At 68.1% G+C, this 24,854-nt stretch carries 18 protein-coding genes and 1 pseudogene; 15 read left to right on the top strand and 4 right to left on the bottom strand.

What is annotated here, in order from left to right; all coding sequences use genetic code 11:
• The first annotated feature begins 19 nt into the window (after window positions 1-19).
• The gene (gene purH / locus PSQ40_RS14325) at window positions 20-1,606 is read left to right on the top strand and encodes a bifunctional phosphoribosylaminoimidazolecarboxamide formyltransferase/IMP cyclohydrolase (RefSeq protein WP_273952261.1); all 1,587 of its coding nucleotides are present in this window, start codon (window positions 20-22) and stop codon (window positions 1,604-1,606) included.
• A gap of 115 nt (window positions 1,607-1,721) precedes the next feature.
• On the opposite strand, the gene hemL is transcribed toward purH, so the two are convergent.
• The gene (gene hemL / locus PSQ40_RS14320) at window positions 1,722-3,035 is read right to left on the bottom strand and encodes a glutamate-1-semialdehyde 2,1-aminomutase (RefSeq protein WP_273952259.1); all 1,314 of its coding nucleotides are present in this window, start codon (window positions 3,033-3,035) and stop codon (window positions 1,722-1,724) included.
• Window positions 3,019-3,960, bottom strand: a complete 942-nt coding sequence (thiD, locus tag PSQ40_RS14315) for a bifunctional hydroxymethylpyrimidine kinase/phosphomethylpyrimidine kinase (RefSeq protein ID WP_273952258.1) — start codon at window positions 3,958-3,960, stop codon at window positions 3,019-3,021. The genes hemL and thiD overlap by 17 nt, the downstream gene beginning before the upstream one ends.
• Window positions 3,961-4,052: 92 nt before the next feature.
• On the opposite strand from thiD, the gene PSQ40_RS14310 reads away from it, so the two are divergent.
• Genes PSQ40_RS14310 through PSQ40_RS14285 form a run of 6 tightly spaced genes read left to right on the top strand, consistent with a single transcriptional unit; the run spans window position 4,053 to window position 15,260 of the window.
• Window positions 4,053-4,226, top strand: a complete 174-nt coding sequence (locus tag PSQ40_RS14310; protein WP_273952257.1) for a rubredoxin — start codon at window positions 4,053-4,055, stop codon at window positions 4,224-4,226.
• Between the two features lie 50 nt (window positions 4,227-4,276).
• Window positions 4,277-4,675 carry a response regulator gene (locus tag PSQ40_RS14305; RefSeq protein WP_273952256.1) on the top strand — a complete coding sequence of 133 codons (399 nt, stop codon included), beginning with the start codon at window positions 4,277-4,279 and terminating at the stop codon, window positions 4,673-4,675.
• A complete protein-coding gene (locus PSQ40_RS14300) occupies window positions 4,675-5,040 on the top strand; it encodes a response regulator (RefSeq protein WP_273952254.1) in 366 nt (121 codons plus the stop codon). The genes PSQ40_RS14305 and PSQ40_RS14300 overlap by 1 nt, the downstream gene beginning before the upstream one ends.
• A gap of 18 nt (window positions 5,041-5,058) precedes the next feature.
• A complete protein-coding gene (locus PSQ40_RS14295) occupies window positions 5,059-5,604 on the top strand; it encodes a chemotaxis protein CheW (RefSeq protein WP_273952252.1) in 546 nt (181 codons plus the stop codon).
• A 22-nt stretch (window positions 5,605-5,626) separates the two neighbouring features.
• Window positions 5,627-7,954, top strand: a complete 2,328-nt coding sequence (locus PSQ40_RS14290) for a methyl-accepting chemotaxis protein (RefSeq protein WP_273952251.1) — start codon at window positions 5,627-5,629, stop codon at window positions 7,952-7,954.
• A gap of 43 nt (window positions 7,955-7,997) precedes the next feature.
• A complete protein-coding gene (locus tag PSQ40_RS14285; RefSeq protein WP_273952250.1) occupies window positions 7,998-15,260 on the top strand; it encodes a hybrid sensor histidine kinase/response regulator in 7,263 nt (2,420 codons plus the stop codon).
• A gap of 57 nt (window positions 15,261-15,317) precedes the next feature.
• On the opposite strand, the gene PSQ40_RS14280 is transcribed toward PSQ40_RS14285, so the two are convergent.
• The gene (locus PSQ40_RS14280) at window positions 15,318-16,787 is read right to left on the bottom strand and encodes a cryptochrome/photolyase family protein (protein ID WP_273952249.1); all 1,470 of its coding nucleotides are present in this window, start codon (window positions 16,785-16,787) and stop codon (window positions 15,318-15,320) included.
• A gap of 21 nt (window positions 16,788-16,808) precedes the next feature.
• Between PSQ40_RS14280 and PSQ40_RS14275 the strand changes: the two genes are divergently transcribed.
• The 6 genes and pseudogenes from PSQ40_RS14275 (at window position 16,809) to PSQ40_RS14250 (ending at window position 21,466) form a co-directional block, all read left to right on the top strand.
• Window positions 16,809-17,408 carry a YqgE/AlgH family protein gene (locus PSQ40_RS14275; RefSeq protein WP_273952248.1) on the top strand — a complete coding sequence of 200 codons (600 nt, stop codon included), beginning with the start codon at window positions 16,809-16,811 and terminating at the stop codon, window positions 17,406-17,408.
• The gene (gene ruvX / locus PSQ40_RS14270) at window positions 17,405-17,830 is read left to right on the top strand and encodes a Holliday junction resolvase RuvX (protein ID WP_273952246.1); all 426 of its coding nucleotides are present in this window, start codon (window positions 17,405-17,407) and stop codon (window positions 17,828-17,830) included. The genes PSQ40_RS14275 and ruvX overlap by 4 nt, the downstream gene beginning before the upstream one ends.
• Window positions 17,827-18,339, top strand: a complete 513-nt coding sequence (pyrR, locus tag PSQ40_RS14265) for a bifunctional pyr operon transcriptional regulator/uracil phosphoribosyltransferase PyrR (RefSeq protein WP_273952244.1) — start codon at window positions 17,827-17,829, stop codon at window positions 18,337-18,339. The genes ruvX and pyrR overlap by 4 nt, the downstream gene beginning before the upstream one ends.
• A 40-nt stretch (window positions 18,340-18,379) precedes the next feature.
• A pseudogene (locus tag PSQ40_RS14260) lies at window positions 18,380-19,333 on the top strand (aspartate carbamoyltransferase catalytic subunit); the annotation flags it as partial.
• Window positions 19,334-19,352: 19 nt separating this feature from the next.
• The gene (locus PSQ40_RS14255; RefSeq protein WP_273952241.1) at window positions 19,353-20,660 is read left to right on the top strand and encodes a dihydroorotase; all 1,308 of its coding nucleotides are present in this window, start codon (window positions 19,353-19,355) and stop codon (window positions 20,658-20,660) included.
• 38 nt (window positions 20,661-20,698) lie between these two features.
• Window positions 20,699-21,466, top strand: coding sequence for a lysophospholipid acyltransferase family protein (locus PSQ40_RS14250; RefSeq protein WP_273952240.1), 768 nt, complete (start codon window positions 20,699-20,701; stop codon window positions 21,464-21,466).
• 204 nt (window positions 21,467-21,670) lie between these two features.
• Here the strand turns inward: PSQ40_RS14250 and PSQ40_RS14245 are convergent, their stop codons facing one another.
• Complete coding sequence (locus PSQ40_RS14245; protein WP_273952238.1) at window positions 21,671-23,449, bottom strand: sensor histidine kinase; 1,779 nt, start codon at window positions 23,447-23,449, stop codon at window positions 21,671-21,673.
• A 259-nt stretch (window positions 23,450-23,708) separates the two neighbouring features.
• Here PSQ40_RS14245 and PSQ40_RS14240 point away from each other — a divergent pair, with 259 nt between their 5' ends.
• Both PSQ40_RS14240 and PSQ40_RS14235 read left to right on the top strand, forming a co-directional pair.
• Entirely contained in the window at window positions 23,709-23,963 is a 255-nt protein-coding gene (locus PSQ40_RS14240; RefSeq protein WP_273952235.1) for a hypothetical protein, read from the top strand.
• A 240-nt stretch (window positions 23,964-24,203) separates the two neighbouring features.
• Entirely contained in the window at window positions 24,204-24,833 is a 630-nt protein-coding gene (locus PSQ40_RS14235) for a YitT family protein (protein ID WP_273952234.1), read from the top strand.
• Window positions 24,834-24,854: the final 21 nt, after the last annotated feature.

Raw genomic sequence — 24,854 nt, 5'->3', positions numbered from 1 at the left:
TCCAACCAGAAGACCTCGCATGAACGCACTCCTTTCTGTTTCCGACAAGACCGGCATCGTCGAATTGGCCCGGGAACTGCACGCCCTCGGCATCAAGCTGATCTCCACCGGTGGCACCGCCAAGCTGCTGGCCGAACAAGGCCTGCCGGTCACCGAAGTGGCCGAAGTCACCGCCTTCCCTGAAATGCTGGACGGCCGCGTCAAGACCCTGCACCCCAAGGTGCACGGTGGCCTGCTGGCCCGCCGCGACGTGCCCGAGCACATGGCTGCCCTGGCCGCCCACGGCATCGACACCATCGACCTGCTGGTGGTCAACCTGTACCCGTTTGAGGCCACGGTGGCCAAGCCCGGTTGCACGCTCGAAGACGCGATCGAGAACATCGACATCGGTGGCCCGGCCATGGTGCGCAGTGCCGCCAAGAACTGGAAGGACGTGGGCGTGCTGACCGACGCGTCCCAGTACGCCGGCGTGCTGGCCGAACTCAAGAGCGCTGGCAAGCTCAGCGACAAGACCCGCTTTGCCCTGTCGGTGGCCGCGTTCAACCGCATCAGCCAGTACGACGGTGCCATCAGTGACTACCTGTCGGCGCTGAACTTCGAAGAAGGCAACAACACGCCGTCGATGCAGCTGTTCCCGGCCCAGAGCAATGGCCGCTTCGTCAAGCTGCAAGACCTGCGTTACGGCGAAAACCCGCACCAGCAAGCCGCCTTCTACCGCGACCTGTACCCGGCCCCGGGCTCGCTGGTCACCGCCACCCAGGTGCAAGGCAAGGAGCTCAGCTACAACAACATCGCTGACGCCGACGCCGCCTGGGAATGCGTCAAGAGCTTCGACGCCCCGGCCTGCGTGATCGTCAAGCACGCCAACCCCTGCGGCGTGGCGGTGGGTGCCAACCCGCTCGAGGCCTACAGCAAGGCGTTCCAGACCGACCCGACCTCGGCGTTTGGCGGCATCATCGCCTTCAACCGCCCGCTCGATGGCGTGGCGGCTCAGCAAGTCAGCAAGCAGTTTGTGGAAGTGCTGATGGCGCCTGACTTCAGCGTCGAAGCGCTCGAAGTCTTCAAGAGCAAGGTCAATGTGCGCCTGCTCAAGATCGCGCTGCCCACCGGCGGCCAAACCGCTTGGGACAAGGGCCAGAACCTGGTCGACGTCAAGCGCATTGGCTCGGGCCTGCTGATGCAGACCGCCGACAACCACGAACTGCAACTGGCCGACCTCAAGGTCGTGACCACCAAGCAGCCCACCGCCGAAGAACTGCAAGACCTGCTGTTCGCCTGGAAGGTGGCCAAGTACGTCAAGAGCAACGCCATCGTCTTCTGCAAAGGCGGCATGACCATGGGCGTGGGCGCCGGCCAGATGAGCCGCCTCGATTCGGCCCGCATCGCCAGCATCAAGGCCGGCCATGCCCAGCTGAGCCTGCAAGGCACGGCGGTGGCCAGCGACGCGTTCTTCCCGTTCCGTGACGGCCTGGACGTGGTGGTCGACGCGGGCGCCACCTGCGTGATCCAGCCGGGCGGCTCGATGCGCGACCAGGAAGTGATCGACGCGGCCAACGAGCGCGGCGTGGCCATGGTGTTCAGCGGCGTGCGCCACTTCCGCCACTGAGGCCCGAGGCGGCAGGCCCTGGGGCCTGCTGCCCATCCATGCATGCAAAAAAGCGGCCCTCGGGCCGCTTTTTCATGGGGGGGCCGGTGCTGCGGCCGAGGCGTGGGGTGGGCCCTCAGCCGGCCGCCAGCTCCTTGAACACGGCGCGGGCCGCAGCCACGGTTTCCGCGATGTCGGCCTCGGTGTGGGCACCGCTGACAAAACCGGCTTCGTACAGCGCCGGGGCGATGTAGACGCCGCGGTCCAGCAGGCCGTGGAACAGGCGGTTGAAGCGCGGGCTGTCGCTGGTCATGACCTTGGCGTAGTTCTGCGGCAGCTCGGGCAGTAGGAAGAAGCCAAACATGCCGCCTTGGCAGTCGGCGCTGAAGGCCACGCCTTCGGCCGCGGCCGCAGCGCGCAGGCCGTCGACCAGGCTTTGGGTGCGGGCCGACAGGGCTTCAAAAAAGCCCGGTTTGCGGATCTCGCGCAGGGTGGTCAGGCCGCAGGCGGTGGCCACCGGGTTGCCCGACAGGGTGCCGGCCTGGTAGACACCCCCCAGCGGGGCCAGGTGTTCCATGATGGCGCGCGGCGCGCCAAAGGCCGCCAACGGCATGCCGCCGCCAATCACCTTGCCGAGCACGGTGATGTCGGGCTTGAAGCCCGGGATGGCCTGGGCGTAGACGCTTTGGGCGCTGCCCAGCGCAACGCGGAAGCCCGTCATCACCTCGTCGAGGATCAGCAGCGCCCCGTACTCGGTGCACAGCTCGCGGCAGCGCTTCATGAAGGGCACCGAGGCGCGCACGAAGTTCATGTTGCCCGCGATCGGCTCGATCATCAGGCAGGCCAGCTCGCGGCCATGCAGCGCGAAGGCTTCTTCGAGCTGGGCGATGTTGTTGAACTCCAGCACCAGGGTGTGTTGCACCACTTCGGGGGGCACGCCAGCGCTGGTCGAGGTGCCAAAGGTGGCCAGGCCCGAGCCGGCCTTGACCAGCAGCGCGTCGGCGTGACCGTGGTAGCAGCCTTCAAACTTGATCAGCTTGCTGCGGCCGGTGGCGCCACGCGCCAGGCGGATCGCGCTCATGCCGGCTTCAGTGCCCGAGCTGACCAGGCGCACCATCTCCATCGAGGGCATCAGGCTGAGGATCTCCTCGGCCAGTTCGACCTCGCGCTCGGTCGGGGCACCGAACGAGAAACCGTCCAAGGCGGCTTTTTGCACCGCTTCGAGCACGGCCGGGTGGCCGTGGCCCAGGATCATCGGGCCCCAGGAGCCGATGTAGTCAATGAAGCGCTGGCCGTTGGCGTCCCAGAAGTAGGCGCCCTCGGCGCGCTTCACGAAACGGGGCGTGCCGCCCACGGCGCGGAAGGCGCGAACCGGCGAATTCACGCCGCCGGGGATGACGCGCTTGGCGCGTTCGAACAGGGGCAGGTTCAGATCAGTGCTTGGTGTCATGGGGTGGAATCACAAAACCGGCCAGCGGGTCGCCGGGCTCGGTGGGGTCGTCATCGTCTTCTTCGGCGTCGTCGTCTTCGGGCTGGGCCCAGAACAGGCGGTCGGGCACCACATGGCCCATGCCCGGCCGGAAGCCCGAATCGAGGCAGCGGTCGAGGTAGCTCAGCGCCTCGCTGGTGGCCTCGCCCAGGTCCATGCCGGTGGCCAGCAGGGCCGCCAGCGCGGCGGACAGGGTGTCACCGGCGCCGGCGAACACGGCGTCAAACAGTTCAAACTGCACATGGCCCAGCGTGGTCTGCGGGCTGGCCAGCACGTTGTCCACGTGCTGGTCGGGCAGCGGGATGCCGGTCACCAGGGTGTAGGGCACGCCTTTTTCGGAGGCCGCGGTGGCGATGTCGCGCGCCGTGGGCGAGCGCTCATGGCTCCAGTCGGGCAGCAGCCAGCGCCACAGCGTGCTGTGGTTGCCCACCAACACCGAGGTCTGGGGCAGCAGCAGTTCGGCGAAAGCGTCCAGATAGCTGTCGATGCGGTCTTCTTCCCACCACGACAGGTTGGGCATGTAGGCCACCACCGGGATGTCCGGGTAGTCGGCGCTGATGCTGGCGATGGCGCTGATGTTTTCGGGGTCGCCCACAAAGCCGACCTTGATGACCTGCACTGGCACGTCTTCCAGCGTGGTGCGGGCCTGCTCGGTGACCACCTCGTCGTCAAAGGCGGCGTGGTCAAAGATCTCGGCGGTGTCGCGGATGTAGGCCCCGGTGACCACGGGCAGGGCGTGTCCGCCGACCGATGCGATGGTGCTGATGTCGGCCGCCAAGCCCCCGGCACCACTGGGGTCGCTGCCGTTGAACACCATGACGCAGGCCGGAGTGCTCTCTTCTTCGGCGGTCTGGAGGGGGCTGTCGGGGGTGTTTGGCTTGGTCATGAAGTCCAGAAAAAGGCAGCCTTTGCAGGGTGGCAGAACCTGCCGCAGGACTCGATACAATCGTTGCATTCTAATTGAAGGCCCTTTAAGCTGTGACTGATAACAAAACTTGGATGTGTCTTATTTGCGGTTGGATTTACGATGAATCCGCTGGCTCGCCGGAAGAGGGCATCGCCCCCGGCACGCCTTGGGAACAGGTGCCGATGAACTGGACTTGCCCTGAGTGCGGCGCCCGCAAAGAAGATTTTGAAATGGTCCAGATCTGACCAACTGACTCCCTATCTGGCGTCGATCTGGCGACAGGAGGAACCCATTGATGCCCGGTGAAGGTTCAGGACTCAAAGTCCTGGTGGTGGACGACAGCAACACCATCCGGCGCAGTGCCGAGATTTTTCTCAAGCAGGGGGGCTATGACGTCCTGCTCGCCGACGATGGCTTTGACGCCCTCGCCAAGGTCAGCGACTACGAGCCCCAACTGATCTTTTGCGACATCCTGATGCCCAAGCTCGATGGGTACCAAACGTGTGCCATCATCAAGCGCCATGAGCGTTTTTCGGCCACGCCCGTGGTCATGCTGTCCTCCAAGGACGGTGTGTTCGACAAGGCGCGTGGTCGCATGGTGGGTTGTCAGGACTACCTCACCAAACCATTTACCAAAGACCAGTTGCTGCAGGCGGTGCGGCAATTTGGCATGCAGAGCCAAGGAGCGAGTTGATGCCCATTCACAAGGTGCTGATCGTGGACGATTCAAAAACAGAGTTGTTGTTTTTGTCCGATCTGCTGCAAAAGAATGGCATGCAGGTGCGCACGGCTGAGAACGCGGACGAGGCCTTCAAGCGCCTCGCCGAGGACAAGCCCGACCTGATCCTCATGGACGTCGTGATGCCGGGGCAAAACGGCTTTCAGCTGACCCGTTCGATCAGCCGCGACCCCAAGTACGCCGACGTGCCCATCATCATGTGCACCAGCAAGAACCAAGAGACTGACCGGGTCTGGGGTTTGCGCCAAGGCGCCCGTGGTTACATCACCAAGCCGGTCGATCCCCTCGAACTCAAAGCCAAGATCAACGCGCTGAGCTGAGCGCAGAACCCATTCGCAATGGCCAACCGTGAAGCCCTCCGTGAACTCCAGAGCCGCCTTGCGGTGCGTTTGCAGGCGGCTCAGTCCGACGGGCCATCGATTGCCTGGCTGGCCGTCGAGGCCGGTGCGGGCCGCTACCTGATGCCCTTGGCCCAGTCGGGCGAAATCTTCCCGTGGTCGCCGGTGCAGTCGGTGCCTTACACCCAGTCGTGGTTCTGGGGTGTGGCCAACCTGCGCGGCAACCTGTCGGGCATCGTGGACCTGTCCGCGTTCCTGGCCGAGGCCTGGTCCGGGGCGCCGCGACCGGTGCCGCGCACCGAGCAGGCCCAGAGCAATTGCAGCCTGTTGGCGCTCAACAGCGCCCTCGACGTCAACGCCGCGCTGGTGGTCGACCGCCTGGCCGGCCTGCGCAGCCCCGACGTCTTTGTTTCCTCCACTCCCCCTGAAGCGGGCGCGCCCGCCTTCCTGGGCGGGGTCTACACCGATGCCCAAGGCGACCGCTGGCAGGAGATCAAGCTCCAGCTGCTGTCGCAATCTGCGCAGTTCCTCAGTATCAGTGCCTGAGTTTTTCAGCCAAGGTCTTGCCATGTCATTAGTCGACAAATTAGGAAAGCTGTTTGCCAAGAAGAGCTCGTCGGAGACCGACTCCTCGGTGTCCATCGGGGTGCCTGATACGCGCCAGGACGAGGCCCTGACTGACCAGGCCTATGGCGCGCGCCACGACACCCACCTGGAGGCCGCGATGTCGCTGCCTGAGAGCCTGGCGCCGAGCACCGAGTTGGACAACCGCTCGGGCGGTTTCGCTGAAACCCGCCTGGCCGAGTCCGACATCAAGGACGCCACCGAGGGCCTGATCGACCTGCCGCTGCTGGGCCGCCGATCGGTGGCGCGCCACCAGCGCATTTTGTTCATCTTGCTGGGCGTGGCCCTGCTGGTGCTGGCCGCGATTGCCGGTTACGCGCTCAGCCAGGCCGAAAAAGTGGCCCAGCAGCTGGCCGCCACCGGGCAGTCGCTGATGCAGTCGCAGCGCCTGGCCAAGTCGGTGTCGCAGGCGCTGGTGGGCAGCCCGCAGGCCTTCCCGGACGTGGTCGAAAGCGCGGACGTGCTGGTGAAGTCGGTGCGTGCGCTGGGCGCGGGCGACCCCTCGATGCGCCTTGAGGCCCTGAACGACAGCTTCAAGCCCGACCTCGACAAGATCATGCCGCTGATCGAGCGCGCCGAGCGCCACGCCTCCCTGGTCATGGGGCAGCAGAAAATCCTGACCCAGGTGGGCGACGCGCTGCGCACCATCAACCGCCAGTCCGCCGACCTGCTGGAAATCGCCGAGACCATCTCCTCACTCAAGCTGCAGCAGAACGCCCCGGCGTCCGAGATCTCGGCGGCCGGTCAGCTGGTGATGCTGACCCAGCGCATCGGCAAGTCGGCCAACGAGTTCCAGACCACCGAAGGCGTCAGCCCCGAGGCCGTGTTCCTGCTGGGCAAGGACTTGAACTCTTTCCGCGAAATCGCCCAGGGCCTGCTCAATGGCAGCCCCGAGCTGCGCCTGAGTTCGTCCAAGGACGCGCAGACCCGCGAACAACTCGAAGCCCTGATCAAGGTCTATGAGCAGACCCGCACCCAGGCCGGTGCCATCCTGGGCAACCTGCAGGGCCTGGTGTCGGCGCGCGAAGCGCAGGCCGCCATCCTGGGCGACAGTGAACCGCTGCGCCGCGAACTCGAATCGCTGCAAGGCCGCCTGTCCTCGCAAACCGGTCTGAGCCTGACCTCCATCCTGTCCCTGGTGGTGGCCTCGCTGTTCGTGTTGATCTGCGCCTTCGGTTTGGCGCGGGTGCAGCTGCTGGACAGCCGCAACCGCCAGACCTCGGCCGAATTGCAGCAGCTCGAAGCCCAGCGCCAGGAGCAGGAAGCCAAGCGCGTCAACGACGCCAACCAAGCGGCCATTTTGCGGCTCATGAACGAACTGCAGACGGTGGCCGAAGGCGATCTGACACAAGAAGCCACGGTGACCGAAGACATCACCGGCGCCATCGCCGACTCGGTCAACTACACGGTGGAAGAACTCCGCATGCTGGTGGGCAACGTGCAGAACACGGCTACCCGGGTGGCTCAGACCACGGCCCAGGTGGACAACACCTCGACCGAGCTGCTCGCGGCCTCGACCGAACAGCTGCGCGAGATCCGCGAAACCGGCCGCTCGGTGCTCGACATGGCGAGCCGAATCAACGGCGTGTCGGCGCAGGCGCAAGAATCCGCCGCGGTGGCGCGCCAGTCGCTGCAAGCCGCCGACTCGGGCCTGCAAGCTGTGCAAAACGCCATCGGCGGCATGAACGCCATCCGCGACCAGATCCAGGACACCTCCAAGCGCATCAAGCGCCTGGGTGAGTCCTCGCAGGAGATTGGTGAAATCACCGAGCTGATCTCGGACATCACCGAGCAGACCAACGTGCTGGCGCTGAACGCCGCCATCCAGGCCGCCTCGGCCGGTGAAGCCGGCCGCGGCTTCTCGGTGGTGGCCGAAGAAGTGCAGCGACTGGCTGAACGCTCCGCCGACGCCACGCGCCAGATCTCGGCGCTGGTGAAAGCGATTCAGACCGACACCCAGGACGCCGTGGCCGCCATGGAGCGCTCCACGCAAGGGGTGGTGGAAGGGGCGCGCCTGTCCGACAGCGCCGGTACCGCACTGACCGAAATCGACAGCGTGTCGCGCCGACTGGCCGAGCTGATTGAGCAGATTTCCTCGTCGGCTTCGCACGAAGCGACGCTGGCCAACGAGGTGGCCGACAACATCCAGCACATTTTCGCGGTGACCGAACAGACCGGCGAAGGCACGCGCAGCACGGCCCAGCAGGTGCGCGAGCTGTCCCACATGGCTGAGGAACTGCGCCAGTCCGTGGCCCGTTTCAAGATTGCCTGATTGACGACCGCCTTGCCGACCCCCCGCCCCACCGGACGACTCCATGCGACCCACTGAAGCTGCGGCCCCCGTCGGCCCCGATGCTGCGGACCAAGACCTGGGCCCTTTGGCCTGGGTGCTCGACGAGCTGCGCAAATCCCTCGAAAGTTCGGTCAAGGCGCTGCGGCGTTTTGTGCGCGAGGCCGAGCAAAGCGCCGGCAGCGAGCTGGGGGCCGCCGACGTCAGCGCCCTGCGCCTGGCCCGTCAGCAGTTGCACCAGGCCACGGGCGCACTCGAGATGGTGGGGCAGCCGCCCGTCGCGCTGATGCTGCGCGCCATGGAAGGCGTGGCCCAGAAGTTGATTCAAAGCCCGGCCCAATGCAATGAAGAGGTGATCGGCCTCATCGAGCGCGCGAGTTTTGCCGTCAGCGAGTACCTGGAGGCCGTGCTGGCCGGGCACGAGGTGTCGCCCGTGGCGCTGTTCCCGCAGTTCCGCGACGTGCAGCAGTGGCTGGGCGCGGAGCGCGTGCACCCAGCCGACCTGTGGACGCACGACCGCCGCCTGGCCGACCCGGCCCTGCCGGCCGACATCAAGCCGCTGGCCTACAGCCCCGATGTGCGATCGCGTTTCGACCACGCCATGCTGCGCCTGGTCAAGACCGGCCGACCCGCGGGCGCGCGCGCCATGGCCCAGCTGGCCGCCGGCCTGGCCGACGCGGGCAGCCAGGGCAGCCGCTTGTTCTGGAAGGTGGCCGCCGGGTTCTTCGAGGGCATTGCGCTCGACCTGGTGCCGCTGGACGTCTATGTCAAACGCGTGATTTCGCGCGTGCTGGTGCAGTACACCGCACTGTCCAAGGGCGAGGCGGCGGTGTCCGACCGCCTGTTCCAGGACCTGCTGTTCTACTGCGCCCAGGCGCGCCTGACCCCCGAGCACGAGGCGCCTTTGCTGCGCCCGGTGCGCGAGGCCTTTGAGCTGCAAAGCCACCCGGCGGCCGACTACGAGGCCCGCCGCTTTGGCCGCTTCGACCCGGCCGTGCTGGTGCAGGCCCGCAAGCGCATCGCCGCGGCCACCGACACCTGGTCGGCCTTGGCGGGCGGCGACCGCAACAAGCTGCGCAGTGCCGTGGACCAGTTCAACCTGGTGGCCGAGTCGCTGCGCAAGCTGCACCCGGCCAGCGTGGCCTTGGGCGACGCGCTGCAGCACACCGCCGAGGTCACGGCCGAGCAGGGCGAAGTCCCCGGCCCCGCGCTGGCCATGGAAGTGGCCACCGCGGTGCTGTTCCTGCAGGCCTGCTACCAAGAACACGACACCGACGAGGCCCTGATGGCCGAGCGCGCCCAGGCCCTGGCGGGCCGGCTGCAGCGCGTGCTGAGTGGCCAGGAGGTGGGCGCCCTGGAACCGTGGATGGAAGAGCTGTACCGCCGCGTCAGCGACCGCCAGACCATGGGCAGCGTGGTCGAAGAACTGCGCGCCACCCTGACCGAGGTCGAGAAGTCGCTTGACGGCTTTTTCCGCCAACCGACCGACGCCCAGGGGCTCAGCGAAGTGCCGGCCAAGCTGTCGCAGATGCGCGGCGTGCTCTCGGTGCTGGGCCTGGACCAGGCCGCTCACGCGACCATGCGCATGCGCGACAGCGTGGAGCGCCTGATGGTCGACGAGGTGACCGACGACGCCCTGCGCGCCGGCACCTTCGAGCGCCTGGGCAACAGCCTGGGGGCTCTGGGCTTTTTGATCGACATGCTGAGCTACCAGCGCAGCCTGGCGCGCAAGCTGTTCGTCTACGACGAGGACGCGGGCGAACTCAAGTTCCTCGGTGGGCGGCAACGCCAGCAGTACGGGGCCCCGAACGAGGCCCCGTCGAGCGACGACTTCGCGTCCACCGACGCCGCGCCGCTGGCACCGGCCAGCGACTTCCAGGCCGCCTTGCCACAGGCCGCCTTCGAAGCCGCCCCGGCCCAACCCACGGTCGAGGCGCGCGAATCCGCCCTCGAGGCCTCGGCGGGTCTGGACGAGCGCACGGCGCCCGCCTGGCCTGCGCCCCAGCCCGCCGTGCCCGAGCCGGCATCCGCCGCCTCCGACGCTGACCTGGCAGAAGACGATCTGCTCGACGTCTTCCTCGAAGAAGCCCGTGAGGTGCTGGCCACCGGCCGCGCCGCCGTGCAGGCCCTGGGCGACGACCCGGGCAACCTGACCGAGCAGACCGTGCTGCGCCGCGCCTTCCACACCCTGAAGGGCAGCTCGCGCATGGTCGGTCTGGCCGAGTTTGGCGAGGCGGCCTGGGCCCTTGAGCAGCTCCTCAACGCCTGGCTGGCCGAGCAAAAGCCCGCCAGCCCGGCGCTGCGGCAGGTGGGCGCGCACGCGCTGTCGCAGCTGGCCCGGTGGGCCGACGACATCGCCGCGCACCGCGCCGACGGCTGGCGTGCCCAGCCCCTGCGCGAGCTGGCCGACGCCCTGCGCCTGGAAGACCGCCTGCTGTTGTCCGACGCTGAGCCCACCGATGTGCCCACCGCCGGGCCCACCGATGTGCCTGCACCCCCGTGGGCTGACCTGGCCCCGGCGACCGAGCCCCAAGCCGACGCTGTGGCCGACCCGCTGGCGGATTTGCCCGCGTTGGACCTGTCCGGTTTCGACCTCGAAGAGGTCCCCGGTCCGCAGGGCGCCGACAGCGCCGCAGCCAGCGCTCCGGCACCCACGCCAAGCGCGGACGGCCTTGACCTCGACTTTGAGGCGCCGGCCTTCAACCTCGACTTTGGGCCCGATCCCAGCCAAACCGCCCCCAGTGCGCCGCTGGCCGCCCCCCTGCTGGACGCCTTGACCGAGGCCTCGGCCGAGGAGGCCGGCGACGCGCTGCTGCCCGACGGCTTCCACCTCGACCTGCCCGAGGTGGCCGCGCCTGCGCCCTTGGCCGATGAGTTTCAAACCGACTTCGAACCCACGGCCTTCCTGGACGATGAGGCGCCCGGCGACGCCGTCGAGGCCCGGGGCGACCCCGCCGACTTGCGCGTCGAGGACATTGATTTCGCCCAGTTCGAGGCCGAGTTGCAAGCGGGCCTCCCCGAGGCGGATGCCGTCGACCCGATTGAACAGGCGCTCGAGCAAGCGCTGAACCCGGTGGAGCCCGAGCCGAGCGCAGCGTCCTTTGACGCCGCCGAGGCCGCTGCGGACGCGTCGGCCACGCCCCCCTCGGAGGCCGCCATTGAGCCCCCGCTGCCCGATGGGCTGGACCTGGACTTTGGTCAGTTCGAGCCGTCCCTGGCGGCCGCCTGGCCCGGCGAGCTGCCTGACCTGACGCTGTCGTCGCCCGAAGCGCCATCCGATCCGCTGGCCGAGCCCGAACCTGAGGCCGAGCCCGAGGCGGCGCAAGCGCCCATGTCAGATGCCGACGCAGCGACCGAAGCGCTATACGACGCTGAAGCGGCGCTGGCGTCCGCCGCCGAGCCTGCGCCCGACACAGCGTCTGCGGCCGACGGCGAGCCCCCTTTCGACTTTGACCTGCGCCTGGAACCCACGCCGTTCGCGGGCCTGGCGCCCGGGCCCGTCGCTGCCCCAGCGGCCACAGCGACGCCAGCAGCCGAGCCGACACCCGAGCTGACACCGGAGTCGGCCGAGGCCGAGGCCTTGGACGACGGCGCGGAAGTCGAGCCCGGCAGTGGCCCGGACACCGTGTTCGCCGAAGCCATCGCCAACGAATCGATCAAGGTGATTGGCGACTTGCGGCTCAGCATCCCGCTCTACAACGTCTACCTCAACGAGGCGGACGAGTGGTCGCGCCGCCTGCAGACCACGCTCGGCGAATGGGCGCTGGAGCTGCACGAGCCCGTGCCCGACAACGCCATCACCTACGCGCACTCGCTGGCCGGCAGTTCGGCCACGGTGGGCTTCATGTCCTTGTCCTCGTTGGCCCGCACGCTGGAACACGCGCTGCAGCATGTGCAGCTGCAAAGCCAGGGCCGGGCCCAACAGGCCGAGGCCTTTGTCGACGCGGCCGATGAGATCCGGCGCCTGTTGCACCAATTTGCCGCCGGCTTCCTCAAGGAGCCGCAGCCCGACGTGGTGCAGGCCCTGCTGGACATCCTGGCCACCGAGTCCGATGCCACGGTGGCGCCCGAACCCGATCTGCTCGACGAGCCGCTGGCGCAGCCCTTGTCCGCGGAAGACCTGTCGGTCGACGGGCTCGACCTGGCGGACCTGTCGGACCGCCTCGAAGCCCCAGCCTCCAATGAGCCCGCTTTCGAGGCCTTGGCAGAAGCGCCGCCGGCGTTGACCACGCCCGACGCCTTGTCCGCGCTGGCGCCTGAGCATGCGGTGGATCCGGAGGCATGGCCCGAGCCCGATTCGGACCTGGCGTCCGAGCGGTTGGCCGACGCGGCTTCCGACCTCGGCGACGCGTTGACCCCGGGCGACGCTGAACCCGCCTCGCTGGCCGAGCCGCCATCGCTGGCGCCGTGGGACCTGCCCGAGGCCGATGTGGCCCCGCCGGCTGCGGGTGAGGCGCTCACGGCCGCCTTCGACGACGCCGAAGCGGGCTCCGACACGGACAGGGGCACGGACGCCGACGCTGACGCTGACGCCGAAACAGACGCAGCACTCACCGAACCATTGGACGCCGCCGCGTCGCTGGCCGACTTCGCCGATGAGGGGCCGGTTTCGGAGCGCGATGCCGATGCCGTGGCCGTAGCAGCCGATGCCGAAGCAGCCGATGCCACGGCAACCGACGCGCTGCTTCAGCAAGCCCTGTCGCCCGAGCGGCCCAACCCGGACACGGCCCTTGCCACGGCCCCGGCGGCGGCGCCCCGGGCCGAGTTGGAGGACGACATCGACGCGGTCGACGTGATCGACCCCGACCTGTTCCCGATCTTTGAAGAAGAGGCCCTGGAGTTGCTGCCCCGCCTGGGCGCCAGCCTGCGCCGCTGGCAAAGCGGCGGCCACGGGGACAGCGAACGCCCCGAGGTGCTGCGCCTGTTGCACACGCTCAAGGGCAGCGCCCGCCTCGCGGGGGCCCTGCGGCTGGGCGACATGGCCCACCGCATGGAGTCGCTGATCGAGGGCCTGGGCGACGACGGTGCCGATGCCGCCGCGCTGGACGGCCTGATGGCGCGCTTCGATGCCATGCAGGCCAGCTTTGACGCCCTGCGTGGCTTCAGCCAGCAGGCCGCCGACGCGGCAGCCCGCGTGCCCGAGGAGGCGCCGTCGGACAGCCCGTCCGATGCCGATGGCCGCGACGCCATGGCCGAGGCCGCGCCGGCGACCCCGGTGCTGCATTTCCCGCCGACCGTGCAGTTGCTGCCCGCCAAGGCCCTGTCGGGCCAGTCGGTGCGGGTGCGGTCGCAGCTGCTCGACCGCCTGGTCAACCAGGCCGGCGAGGTGATGATTTCTCGGTCGCGCCTGGAGGCCCGCATGGGCCAGTTGCGCGGTTCCCTGTCCGAGCTGACGGGCAACCTGGACCGGTTGCGCCAGCAACTGCGCGACATCGAGGTGCAGGCCGAGTCGCAGATGCAGTCGCGCCTGGCCCTGGCCAAAGACAGCGCCGCGGGCTTTGACCCGCTGGAGTTCGACCGCTTCACGCGTGTGCAGGAGCTCACCCGCATGATGGCCGAGTCGGTCAACGACGTGGCCACCGTGCAGCGCAACCTGCAGCGCACGGTGGAAGGCACCGAAGACGAACTGATCGCCCAGGCCCGCCAGGCGCGCGAGCTGCAGCGGGACCTGCTGCGCACCCGCATGGTGGAGTTCGACGGGGTGTCCGAACGGCTGTACGCCATCGCGCGCCAGTCGGCCAAGGAAACCGGCAAGCAGATCAAGCTCGACATCACCGGCGGCAGCATCGAGATGGACCGGGGCGTGCTCGACCGCATGACCCCGGCCTTTGAGCACCTGTTGCGCAACGCGGTGGCCCACGGCGTGGAGTCGCCCGAGCAGCGCGCGGCCGCCGGCAAGCCAACCGCAGGCCACATCACGATCGCGGTGTCGCAGAGCGGCAACGACGTGTCGGTCGAGTTCGCCGACGACGGTGCGGGCCTGAACCTGGCGCGCATCCGCGCCCGGGCCGAGTCGCAAGGCCTGCTGTCGCCGGGGCAGGCGATGTCCGACGAGGACGCCGCCCAGCTGATCTTCACCCCGGGCTTCACCACGGTGACCGAAGTCACCGAACTGGCCGGCCGCGGCATTGGCATGGACGTGGTGCGCACCGAGGTCAACGCCTTGGGCGGCCGCATCGAAACCCACACCCGTGCCGGTGAAGGCAGCCAGTTCAAGCTGGTGCTGCCGCTGACCACCGCGGTGACCCAGGTGGTCATGCTGCGCTGTGGCCAGGTCACGGTCGGTGTGCCGGCCAGCCTGGTCGAGATCGTGCGCCGCGTGGGCGCCTCGGAGCTGGACGCGTCCTACCAGTCGGGCCAGTTTGACCTGGGCGTCGAGTGGGTGCCGTTCTTTGGTGCCAGCGCGCTCTTGCAGATGCCGCCTTCGGCCGCCGAACCCGCCGCGCGCACGCGCCCGGTGGTGATCTTCCGCAGCGCGGCGCAGCGCATCGCGGTGCACGTCGACGAAGTGCTGGGCAATCAGGAAGTGGTGGTCAAGAACCTGGGCCCGCAACTGGCCCGCTTGCCGGGCTTGGCTGGCATGTCGGTGCTGGCCTCGGGCGCGGTGGTGATGATCTACAACCCGGTGGCCTTGGCCACGGTGTACGGCGACCAGATTCGGCGCTGCGCCGAAGCACTGCGCCTGGCCCAGGCGGCCCAGACCCCCGGCCTCGGACTGGCGCCGTCGGACGGCCAGGCCGCGGCCCCGGCCGTGCCCCTGGAGCGCGTGGCGGCCACGCTGGCCCAGGTGCCGCTGGTGCTGGTGGTCGACGACTCGATCACGGTGCGCCGCGTCACCCAGCGCCTGCTGCAGCGCGAAGGCTACCGCGTGGCCCTGGCGTCGGACGGCCTGCAAGCGCTGGAGCGCCTGCAGGAAGAGCGTCCCGTGGTGGTGCTGTCGGACATCGAGATGCCGCGCATGGACGGCTTTGACCTGACCCGCAACATCCGCCACGACGCTGCGTTCCGTGACCTGCCGATTGTCATGATCACCTCGCGCATCGCCGCCAAGCACCGCGAACACGCGCTGGAGCTGGGCGTCAACCACTACCTGGGCAAGCCGTACTCCGAAGAAGAACTGCTGAGCCTGGTGCGGCGCTATGCCGCGCAGGCGGCACAGGATGGACCGGACACGCCAGACGCAGCAGAAGATGCACAAGAACAGGCACCCGCAGCGCCTGGCTTGGAGGCGGCTGCTGGCGGCTCCGGGCTGCCCGAGCCTCAGCTCGCTGGCCCCACCGAGGGCTGAGCGCCGGGCGCTGGCCGGGCGGGTCCAGCCCAGCCCCGGCCGAGCCCTGGCCAGGCCTCAGTCTTTTTTCTTCACCACCGCGTAGCGGGCCAGCGTGCGCTCGCGGGCCTGATCGTGCTGCACGATGGGCAAGGGGTAGTCCTGGCCCAGGCGCAGCCCGGCGGCTTGCAGCGTCAACGGGCGGGCCAGCCAGGGCGCGTGCAGGTCGGCATTGGGCAGCGCGGCCAGTTGTGGCAGGTAGCGGCGGATGAATTTGCCGTCCGCGTCGAACTTCTCACTCTGGCTGATCGGGTTGAAGATGCGGAAATACGGCTGGGCATCGCAGCCGCTGGAGCTGGCCCATTGCCAGCCACCGTTGTTGGCCGACAGGTCAAAGTCATTGAGGTACAGCGCGAAGTAGCGCTCGCCCCAGCGCCAGTCGATGCCCAGGTCCTTGACCAAAAAGCTCGCCACCACCATGCGCAGGCGGTTGTGCATGTAGCCGGTCTGGTTGAGCTGCAGCATGGCCGCATCCACCAGCGGGTAGCCGGTGCGACCCTCGCACCAGGCCTGGAACAGGGCTTCGGCCTCGGGGCCTTGTTCCCATTCGATGGCGTCGTACTCGGGCTTGAAGCTGTGCGTCACCACGCGTGGGTGGTTGGCCAGGATCTGCACATAGAAGTCGCGCCAGATCAGCTCGGACAACCAGGTGGCAGCGCCCGCGCAGCCCTGTTGGGCGCGCTCGTGGGCCAGCCCGGCGAGCTGGCGGATCGACACCGTGCCAAAGCGCAGGTGCACGCTGAGGTAGCTGGGCCCCTTGATGGCCGGAAAATCGCGCGCCTGCCCATACTGAGGCAGCCGGGGCAGGAAGTCGGCCAGCAGCGCCTGGGCGCCACTGCGGCCGGTGGGCAGGCGCAGGGCCTGCAGGTTGCTGGGCTCAAACCCGATGTCCGCCAGGCTGGGCACGGGGGGTGGGGCCCCCTCGGGCCCCTCCGCCAGGGCCGAGGCATGGCGCGCCACCGGGTAGGGCCGGAGGTAGAAGGGCGTCAGCTTTTTGAGCCAGGCGTTCTTGTAAGGCGTGAAAACGCCATACACCGTGCCCGACTGGGTCAGCACCTCCTGGCGCTCGAAGATCACATGGTCTTTGCGCGTGTGAAAGGCCTGGCCCTGGCGGGCCAGGGTGCTGCGCACCTGGGCGTCGCGGTCCAGCGCAGCGGGCTCGTCGTCGTGGTTGCAGAACACCGCCTGCACGCCCAGGCGTTGGGCCAGGGCGGGCACGGCCTCGACCGCGCGCGCGTGCTCGACCCGCAGGCCCACGCCGGGGCGCTGGGCCAGTTCGCGCAGCTCGGCGTCCAGCTCCACCAGGCTGCGCACGATGAATTCCACGCGCCGGTCCTGCCGGGGCAGGGGGTCCAGGATGTCGCGGTCCAGCACAAAGACGCAGTGCACCTGTTCGCATTCGCTCAGGGCCTGGTGCAGGCCGGCGTTGTCGTGCGCGCGCAGGTCGCGGCGGAACCAGAAAAGACCAGAGTGGTAAGGCTTGGGCATAGGGGCCGTTAAAATCGAGGGATGCCCTCTGATTCTGCCCCCATCAACCTGACGAATCATTTCCTGATCGCCATGCCCGGGCTGGAGGATGAGGCTTTTGCGCGCAGCGTGGTTTACCTGTGCGAGCACAGCGAACGTGGTGCTCTGGGCCTCATCATCAACAAGCCAAGTGACATCAGCCTGAAGGCCTTGTTCGACAAGGTTGATCTTTCCCTGCGTCGCACCGACCTCAGCGACGCCCCCGTGCTGCATGGCGGCCCGGTGCAGACCGAGCGCGGTTTCGTGCTGCACGACGCCATGGTGGCCGGGACCCCCGACGGGGACCAGTCGGCCTACGCCTCGACCATGGTCATTCCCGGTGGCCTGGAGATGACCACCTCGCGCGATGTGCTGGAAGCCCTGTCCACCGGCGCGGGCCCGCGCCGTGTCATCGTCACCCTGGGCTATTCGTCCTGGGGCGGTGGCCAACTCGAGTCTGAACTGGCCGAAAACAGCTGGCTCACGGTGGATGCCGACAGCCGCCTGATCTTCGAGACCCCGATCCACGAGCGCTACGACCAGGCGCTGGCCCTGCTGGGCCTGCAAAGCTGGATGCTGTCGCCCGAAGCGGGGCACGCATGAGCGCTGCCGACGGCCTGCCCGTGCCGGTGGTTCCTGCCCAGTTCCAATCGTTTCTGGCTTTTGATTTTGGTGTCAAACGCACCGGCGTCGCGGTGGGCAACCGCTTCACCCGCTCGGCCACGCCGCAGCCCACCATTGCCATCGAGGGCGACCGCCGCTTCGAGGCGATCGCGGCGCGCATCCGCGAATGGCAGCCCGACGCGCTGGTGGTGGGGGTGCCCTTTCACCCCGACGGCGCCGAGCACGACAACACCCGCAAGGCGCGCCGTTTCGCGCGTCAGCTGAACGGCCGTTTTGGCCTCACCGTGTACGAGGTGGATGAGCGTTACAGCACCACCGAAGCCCATGCCCTGGGCGCGCGCGACGCCGACGCGGCCTCGGCGTGCATCATTCTTGAACAGTTTTTGAGGAGTCTGCCTTGAGTTCGCCAACCGGAAGCCTGGTGCTCGATGCCGAAGCACTGTACCGCGAGTTGCTGCGCGGTGTCCGTTCCCTGATGGGCCCTGAAACCCGCCTGGTGGGCATCACCTCGGGCGGTGCCTGGCTGGTCGAGCGGCTGCAAAAAGACCTGGGCCTGGCAGGCAAGCCCGGGGTCATCTCGTCGGCCCTGCACCGCGATGACTTTGCCCAGCGCGGCCTGAGTTCGGCCGGCCAGACCCAGCTGCCGTTTGACGTTAACGGGGCTGACATCTTGTTGCTCGACGATGTGCTCTACACCGGTCGCACGCTGCGTGCCGTGATCAACGAGCTGTTCGATTACGGCCGCCCGGCCTCGGTGCGCCTGGCCGTGCTGGTGGACCGCGGCGGGCGTCAGCTGCCGATCCAGGCGGACTTCGCCGCCGCCCGCGTGGCCCTGCCGGCGGGCAGCCAACTGGCCCTGGCGCGCGATGACGCCGGGGTCTTCCGCTTCCACGTCGAAGCCGCCGCCTGAACCGCCGTCTGTCCTGACCCTGGGAACCGCCATGCTCTACAAACGAAACCCACAACTCAATAAAAACGGCGAGCTGATCCACCTGCTCTCCATCGAAGGCCTGCCCAAGGACATCGTCACCCACATCCTGGACACGGCGGCCAACTTCGTCAGCGTCAACGACCGCGAGGTCAAGAAGGTGCCTTTGCTGCGCGGCAAGAGCGTGTTCAACCTGTTCTTCGAGAACAGCACGCGCACCCGCACCACCTTTGAGATCGCGGCCAAGCGCCTGTCGGCGGACGTGCTGAACCTGGACATCGCACGCTCCTCGGCCTCCAAGGGCGAGTCGCTGCTGGACACCATCGCCAACCTGTCGGCCATGGCGGCCGATTTGTTCGTGGTGCGCCACAGCGAGTCGGGCGCGCCCTACCTGATCGCCCAGCACGTGGCGCCCCATGTGCACGTGATCAACGCCGGTGACGGTCGCCATGCGCACCCCACGCAAGGCCTGCTGGACATGTACACCATCCGGCACTACAAGAAGGACTTCTCCAACCTGACGGTGGCCATCGTCGGTGACGTGCTGCATTCGCGCGTGGCGCGTTCCGACATCCACGGTCTGACCACCCTGGGCTGTGCCGAGGTGCGCGTGGTGGGCCCCAAGACCCTGGTGCCCAGCGACATGGCCCAGATGGGCGTGAAGGTCTTCCACACCCTCGAAGAAGGCATCAAGGACTGCGACGTGGTGATCATGCTGCGCCTGCAGAACGAACGCATGAGCGGCGCGCTGCTGCCTTCGAGCCAAGAGTTTTTCAAGAGCTTCGGCCTGACCGAAGAAAAGCTGCAACTGGCCAAGCCCGACGCCATCGTCATGCACCCGGGCCCGATCAACCGGGGTGTCGAGATCGACTCCGCCGTGGTCGATGGCAAGCAGTCGGTGATCCTGCCTCAGGTCACCTTCGGCATCGCGGTCCGCATGGCCGTGATGAGCATCGTCGCCGGCAACGAAGCCTGAGCACAGGAGCAAACACCCCATGAACTTACTGATCACGAACGGACGCGTGCTGGACCCGAGCTCGGGCCGCGATGAGGTGGCCGATGTGGCCGTGGCCGCGGGCCGCATTGTGTCGATTGGCCCGGTGCGCGGCGAATTCACGCCGCAGCGCGTCATCGACGCCCGTGGCCTGGTGGTGGCCCCCGGCCTGGTGGACCTGGCCGCGCGGCTGCGCGAACCGGGCCACGAACACGAAGGCATGCTGGAGTCCGAGATGGCCGCGGCGGTGGCTGGCGGCGTGACCAGCGTGGTCTGCCTGCCCGACACCGACCCCGTGCTCGACGAGCCCGGCCTGGTCGAGATGCTCAAGTTCCGCGCCGAGAAGCTGCACCAGTCGCGCCTGTTCCCCCTGGGCGCCCTGACGCGCAACCTGGCGGGCGAGGTGCTGACCGAAATGGCCGAGCTGACCGAGGCCGGTTGCGTGGGCTTTGGCCAGGCCGAAGTGCCCCTGGTCAGCACCCAGGTGCTGCAGCGCGCCCTGCAATACGCCAGCACTTTTGGCTACACCGTGTGGCTGCGCCCCCAGGAGTTGTACCTGGGCAAGGGCGTGGCCGCCAGCGGCCCGCTGGCCACGCGCCTGGGCCTGAGCGGTGTGCCGGTGGCGGCCGAAACCATTGCGCTGCACACCATTTTTGAACTGCAGCGCAGCACCGGCGCGCGCGTCCACCTGTGCCGCCTGAGCAGCGCTGCGGGCGTGGCCCTGGTGCGCCAGGCCAAGGCCGAAGGCCTGGCCGTGAGCTGTGACGTCAGCATCAACTCGCTGCACCTGATCGACGCCGACATCGGCTTCTTTGACAGCCGTGCGCGCCTGACCCCGCCGCTGCGTCAGCAGCGCGACCGCGAGGCCCTGCGCGAAGCGCTCAAGGACGGCACCATCGACGCCCTGGTGTCCGACCACAACCCGGTCGACGAGGACGCCAAGACCCTGCCGTTCGCCGAGAGCGAACCTGGCGCCACTGGCTTTGAGCTGCTGCTGAGCCTGGCCCTCAAGTGGGGCGAGGAAACCGGCGCCGGCCTGCCGCGCGCGCTGGCGGTGCTGACGCGCGAGCCGGCCCGGGTGCTGGGCTCGGCGCTGGGCACGCTGCAGGCCAGCATCGGCCAGATCGTTGAAGGTGGCGTGGCCGACCTGTGCCTGTTCGATCCGAGCGCCACCTGGCAGGTCACGCCCCAGGCGCTGCGCAGCCAGGGCAAGCACACGCCGTTTGCCTACGAGCTCAGCGGCAGCGCCATGCCCGGCCAGGTGCGCTACACCGTGGTGGGTGGTCAGCTGGCCTTTGAGCGGGCCTGAACCATGAGCGCTGGCGCTTGCTTGCGCAGCGGGGGCGCATGAGCGCCCCCAGCCGTCCCCCGCTGCGGTGGGCCCGGGCCCCGCGCGCGGCCTGGCGTTTGTTGCGGGTGCTGGGCCAGGTGCTGAGCGGACTGGCCACGGTGCTGCTGCGCTTTCCGCGCCTCAACGAGGCCGAGCGCGCGCAGCAGGTGGAGCAGTGGTCGCGGCAGATGCTGCGGGTGCTGGGCATCGAGTTGCGCGTGCTGGGCCAGCCGCTGGCACATGGGCCGGCGCTGCTGGTCAGCAACCACATCTCCTGGCTCGACATCTTGGTGCTGCACGCGAGCCGGCACTGCCGCTTTGTCTCCAAATCCGAGGTGCGCCACTGGCCGCTGATTGGCGCCATGGCGGCCGCGGCGGGCACCTTGTTCATCGAGCGGGCTTCGCGCCGCGACGCGCTGCGCGTGGTTCACGACATGCATGCCAGTCTGGTGGCCGGCGATGTGCTGGCGGTGTTCCCCGAGGGCACCACGGGCGATGGCCTGCAGGTGCTGCCCTTCCATGCCAACCTGCTGCAGGCGGCCGTGTCCGCCGACGCCCCGGTGCAACCGGTGGCGCTGAAGTTCGTCGAGGTGGCCTCTGGCGCGCGCTCGCTGGCGCCGTGCTATGTCGGCGATGACACCCTGGTGGGCTCGCTGTGGCGCACGCTGAGCAGCGACCCGATCGCCGCGGTGGTGCAGTTTGGCGTGCCCGAGCACGCCCATGGCCGCGACCGCCGCGCCTGGGCGCTTGACCTGCAGCAGACCGTCAGCGAACTCGCTGCCTGAGGGGCTGCGCGCGGTGGCGCGTGGGTGTTTTACTGCGTTCGTGAGTTCGTGAGTTCGTGAGTTCGTGCGATCGCGTGAGCGCACGCTGCCGCGTGGCTGTGTTGTCGCCGGGCTGTCTGAGCGCCCGACCGGGGTTGCCGCTCCGTGACGCGCGTCACGGACACCCGCCGCACGGGCCGCCGCGCCCGCCCTGGCCCGAGGCCCTCAAGCCGATTGGTTGGGCAGGGTCAGCGTGAAATGCGCCCCTTCGCCCTCGACCGAGGCCACCTGCAAGGTGCCCCCCATCAAACCAGCGAGGGCGCGCGACAGGGCCAGGCCCAGGCCGGTGCCGCCGTGCTCGTAGCTGACACGGTCATTGCCCTGGCGGAAGCGCTCAAAGATGGTCTCATGTAGGTGCGCCGGGATGCCCGGTCCGGTGTCAATGACATGGAAGCACACCGATTCGGCCGTGCTGTCCACCGCCACGGTGACGCTGCCATCGTGGGTGAACTTGAGGGCGTTGGAGAGCAGGTTGTTGAGGATCTGCTTGAGGCGCAGGCTGTCGCACATCAATTGGGCGGGCGCTGTGGGGCGCATGTCCAGGCGCAGGTCCAGGCCTTTTTGGGCCGCGGTGACGCCAAAGAAGTCCAAGGTCGAGGACACCAGGTCCTGCACCGCCACGGGTTCGGGCGTCACGGGCATGGCGCCGGCCTCCACCTTGGCCAAGTCGAGGATCTCGGACAGCAAGGCGTTGAGGTGCTCGGCGGCCTTGCGGATCATGCCGGCCTGCTCCTTGAAGCGTGGCTGCTCCAGCCGCATCTCCATGAGCTCGGCAAAGCCGCGGATGCTGGTCAGCGGCGTGCGCAACTCGTGCGAGATGGCGGCCAGGAATTCGCTCTTGGCACGGCTGGCCGATTGGGCCTGCGCCTCGCTCAGGGCCAGCGCCTGGTTTTGCTGCTCCAGCTTGCGCACCCCGCTGAGGAACACCCCCGCCCCGATCAAGGTCGCGAGGGTGAACAGCGCCGTCAGCACCACCGACAGGTTGCGCAGGCTGCGCCAGTCGGCCAGCGCGCCCTCGGTGCTGGTCAGCACGAACACGCGAAGGGGGTAGTTGCCCACGCGGTGGTAGGCGGAAACGCGCTCGATCTTGTCGAAGGCGCTGGTGGTGATGGAGCTGCCGTGGGGGCTGTTGCTGGCGACACTGGCGGCGTTGGGGCTGGGTGGAATCTCGCTGCCCATGCCCACCGGTTGGCCGCCAATCACCCGGGCGCGCACAAATCGGTCCGAACCCAGCAAGGTCACACCGCCCTGGGCGCCGAGGGCCACGCCCTGGTAGACCTGCTCGAAATACGCGGGGTTGACCGACGCCACCACCACCCCCAGCAACTGCCCGTCGGGGCGGGTGATCTTGCGCGACAACTGGATGGTCCATTTGCCCGACACCTTGCCCAGCACGGGCTTGCCGATGAACAGGCCGTTCTCGCTCATCTGCTGGGTGGCTGAGGGCACCGCCTCGGGGCGGGTGTGGACCTGGATGTGTTCGCGCGTCGACAGGTCGACGTGACCGGTTTTTTCGCCCGTGGGGTCGATGTTGCTGCCTTGAAAGCGGCCATCCGCACCGACCAGGGACAGCTGGGTCAGGATTTGCGGCACCAGGCCGGTTTCGTTGGCGATGCTGCTGAGCTCTGCCGGCGACAGGTTGCCGGCGATCACCGCGTCACGCATGCGCAAGGTGGCCTGGTCCACGGTGGCCAGCACGCGCACGGTTTGCTCTTGCAGCACCCGGGCCAGGTTGGTGTTTTGCCGGACTTCGGCCTCGATGGCGTCGCGCGCCTTGAGGTTCAGCATCAGGGCCACGGCCACCCAGGCGGCAAACAGCATGGCCAGCACCGAGAGCGCCACCATCCAGCTGAGCCGCGAGCCTGTGAAGCCTCGGAACAGCGCGGGCCCGGACGGGGCGGGTGGGGCGTCAGAAGCCTGCGGGGGCGTTGTCAGGGCGGGCATGGCATCGGTGGGGGAGTGAAGGTCACATCATAAGACGAGGCTGATCGGCGGTAACTTTGATGGATTCAATAGATTTGACCCAGTCGGCATGGAAGTGACATCCCCAGGCACGCCAGTGGCTTTCCAGAATTAAATTGCTGCAATGCAGCATTTCCCCCAAGATGGGGTCGTGCCGCCGACGCTGGACTGCCAACAGGGCCGGCGGCACCGCCCTGACGGACCAGGCTCGCCGGGTCGGGCCGTCGGATGGAGGGGCCCCATGCCAAACAAAGCTGCTGCATTCAATATCCCGTTGCCGACACTGGCTTGCCCGCGCTGCAAGAGCGTGGGCCTGGTCGAGATCGACGAGGCGGTGTTCTGCGGCGCGCGTTTGCGCGACAAACACCTCGCCTGGTCCTTGCATGACCCGGTGTTGTATGCGCGCTGCGAGCGCTGCTTCCTGGTCCTGGGCTGGCCCGGCGGGGACGGGCCCGCGGAGCCCGGCCTGTGGCGTAACCCCTCGGTGTCCGACTGAGGCTGTGCTGCGCCCGTCCCTGGGGGCCAGCGTGTGGCTGAGGCGCTGGCACGCCGCCATTCGGACGTCCCGAGGCACCAAGCCGGTGCATGGGAATTGGCACGTCAAATGCTAGGGTTTCTACTAAGTCGGCACGCAATCCAGCGACAATCGACGCGTCGCCGCCCGGGCTCCCCACAAGGGGGCTGGGCGCCAGGTTTGTGTGCACTGTCCATCCGATGGTTGCCTTTTGCTTTTGTCATGACTCCCACTTCGCCGTCTCCTGCGCTCCCGCCGTCCTTGCGCCACGGTGCTTACGAAGATGCCCAGGCCTTGCTGGCCGGTACGCTGTTCGTGGCCATGGCCCTGATGTTGTTCAACCAGTCGGGGCTGCTGATCGGCGGCACGGCCGGGGTGGGTTTCCTGATCCATTACCTGACCGGCATCTCGTTTGGCAAGTTGTTCTTTGTGGTCAACCTGCCGTTTTACTGGTTCGCCTGGACCCGCATGGGCCACGAGTTCACGCTCAAGACCTTCCTGTCGGTGGCCCTGCTGTCGGCCCTGGTGGAGCTGTTCCCGCACGTCATCCATGTGGACTACCTGAACCCGCTGTTCGCGGCGGTGCTCGGGGGGCTGCTGCTGGGCACGGGCTGCCTGTTCCTGGCCCGCCACAAGTCCAGCCTGGGGGGCGCCACCATCGTGTCGCTGTACCTGCAGGAGCGTTGGGGCATCCGCGCTGGCAAGGCCCAGATGGTGATCGACTGCAGCGTGCTGCTGATGTCGCTGGCGGTGGTGCCGCTGGAGCGCGTGGCCTACTCGGTGCTCGCGGCGGTGGTGATGAGCGTGTTCCTCTGGATCAGCCACCGGCCAGGCCGCTACGTCGGGCGCTGAAGGACGGCGTCGCGCCGCCTC

The sequence above is a fragment of the Curvibacter cyanobacteriorum genome (genome assembly GCF_028649475.1).
Taxonomy (GTDB): Bacteria; Pseudomonadota; Gammaproteobacteria; order Burkholderiales; family Burkholderiaceae_C; genus Curvibacter; species Curvibacter cyanobacteriorum.
This window is presented reverse-complemented; position numbering and strand designations above follow the sequence as displayed.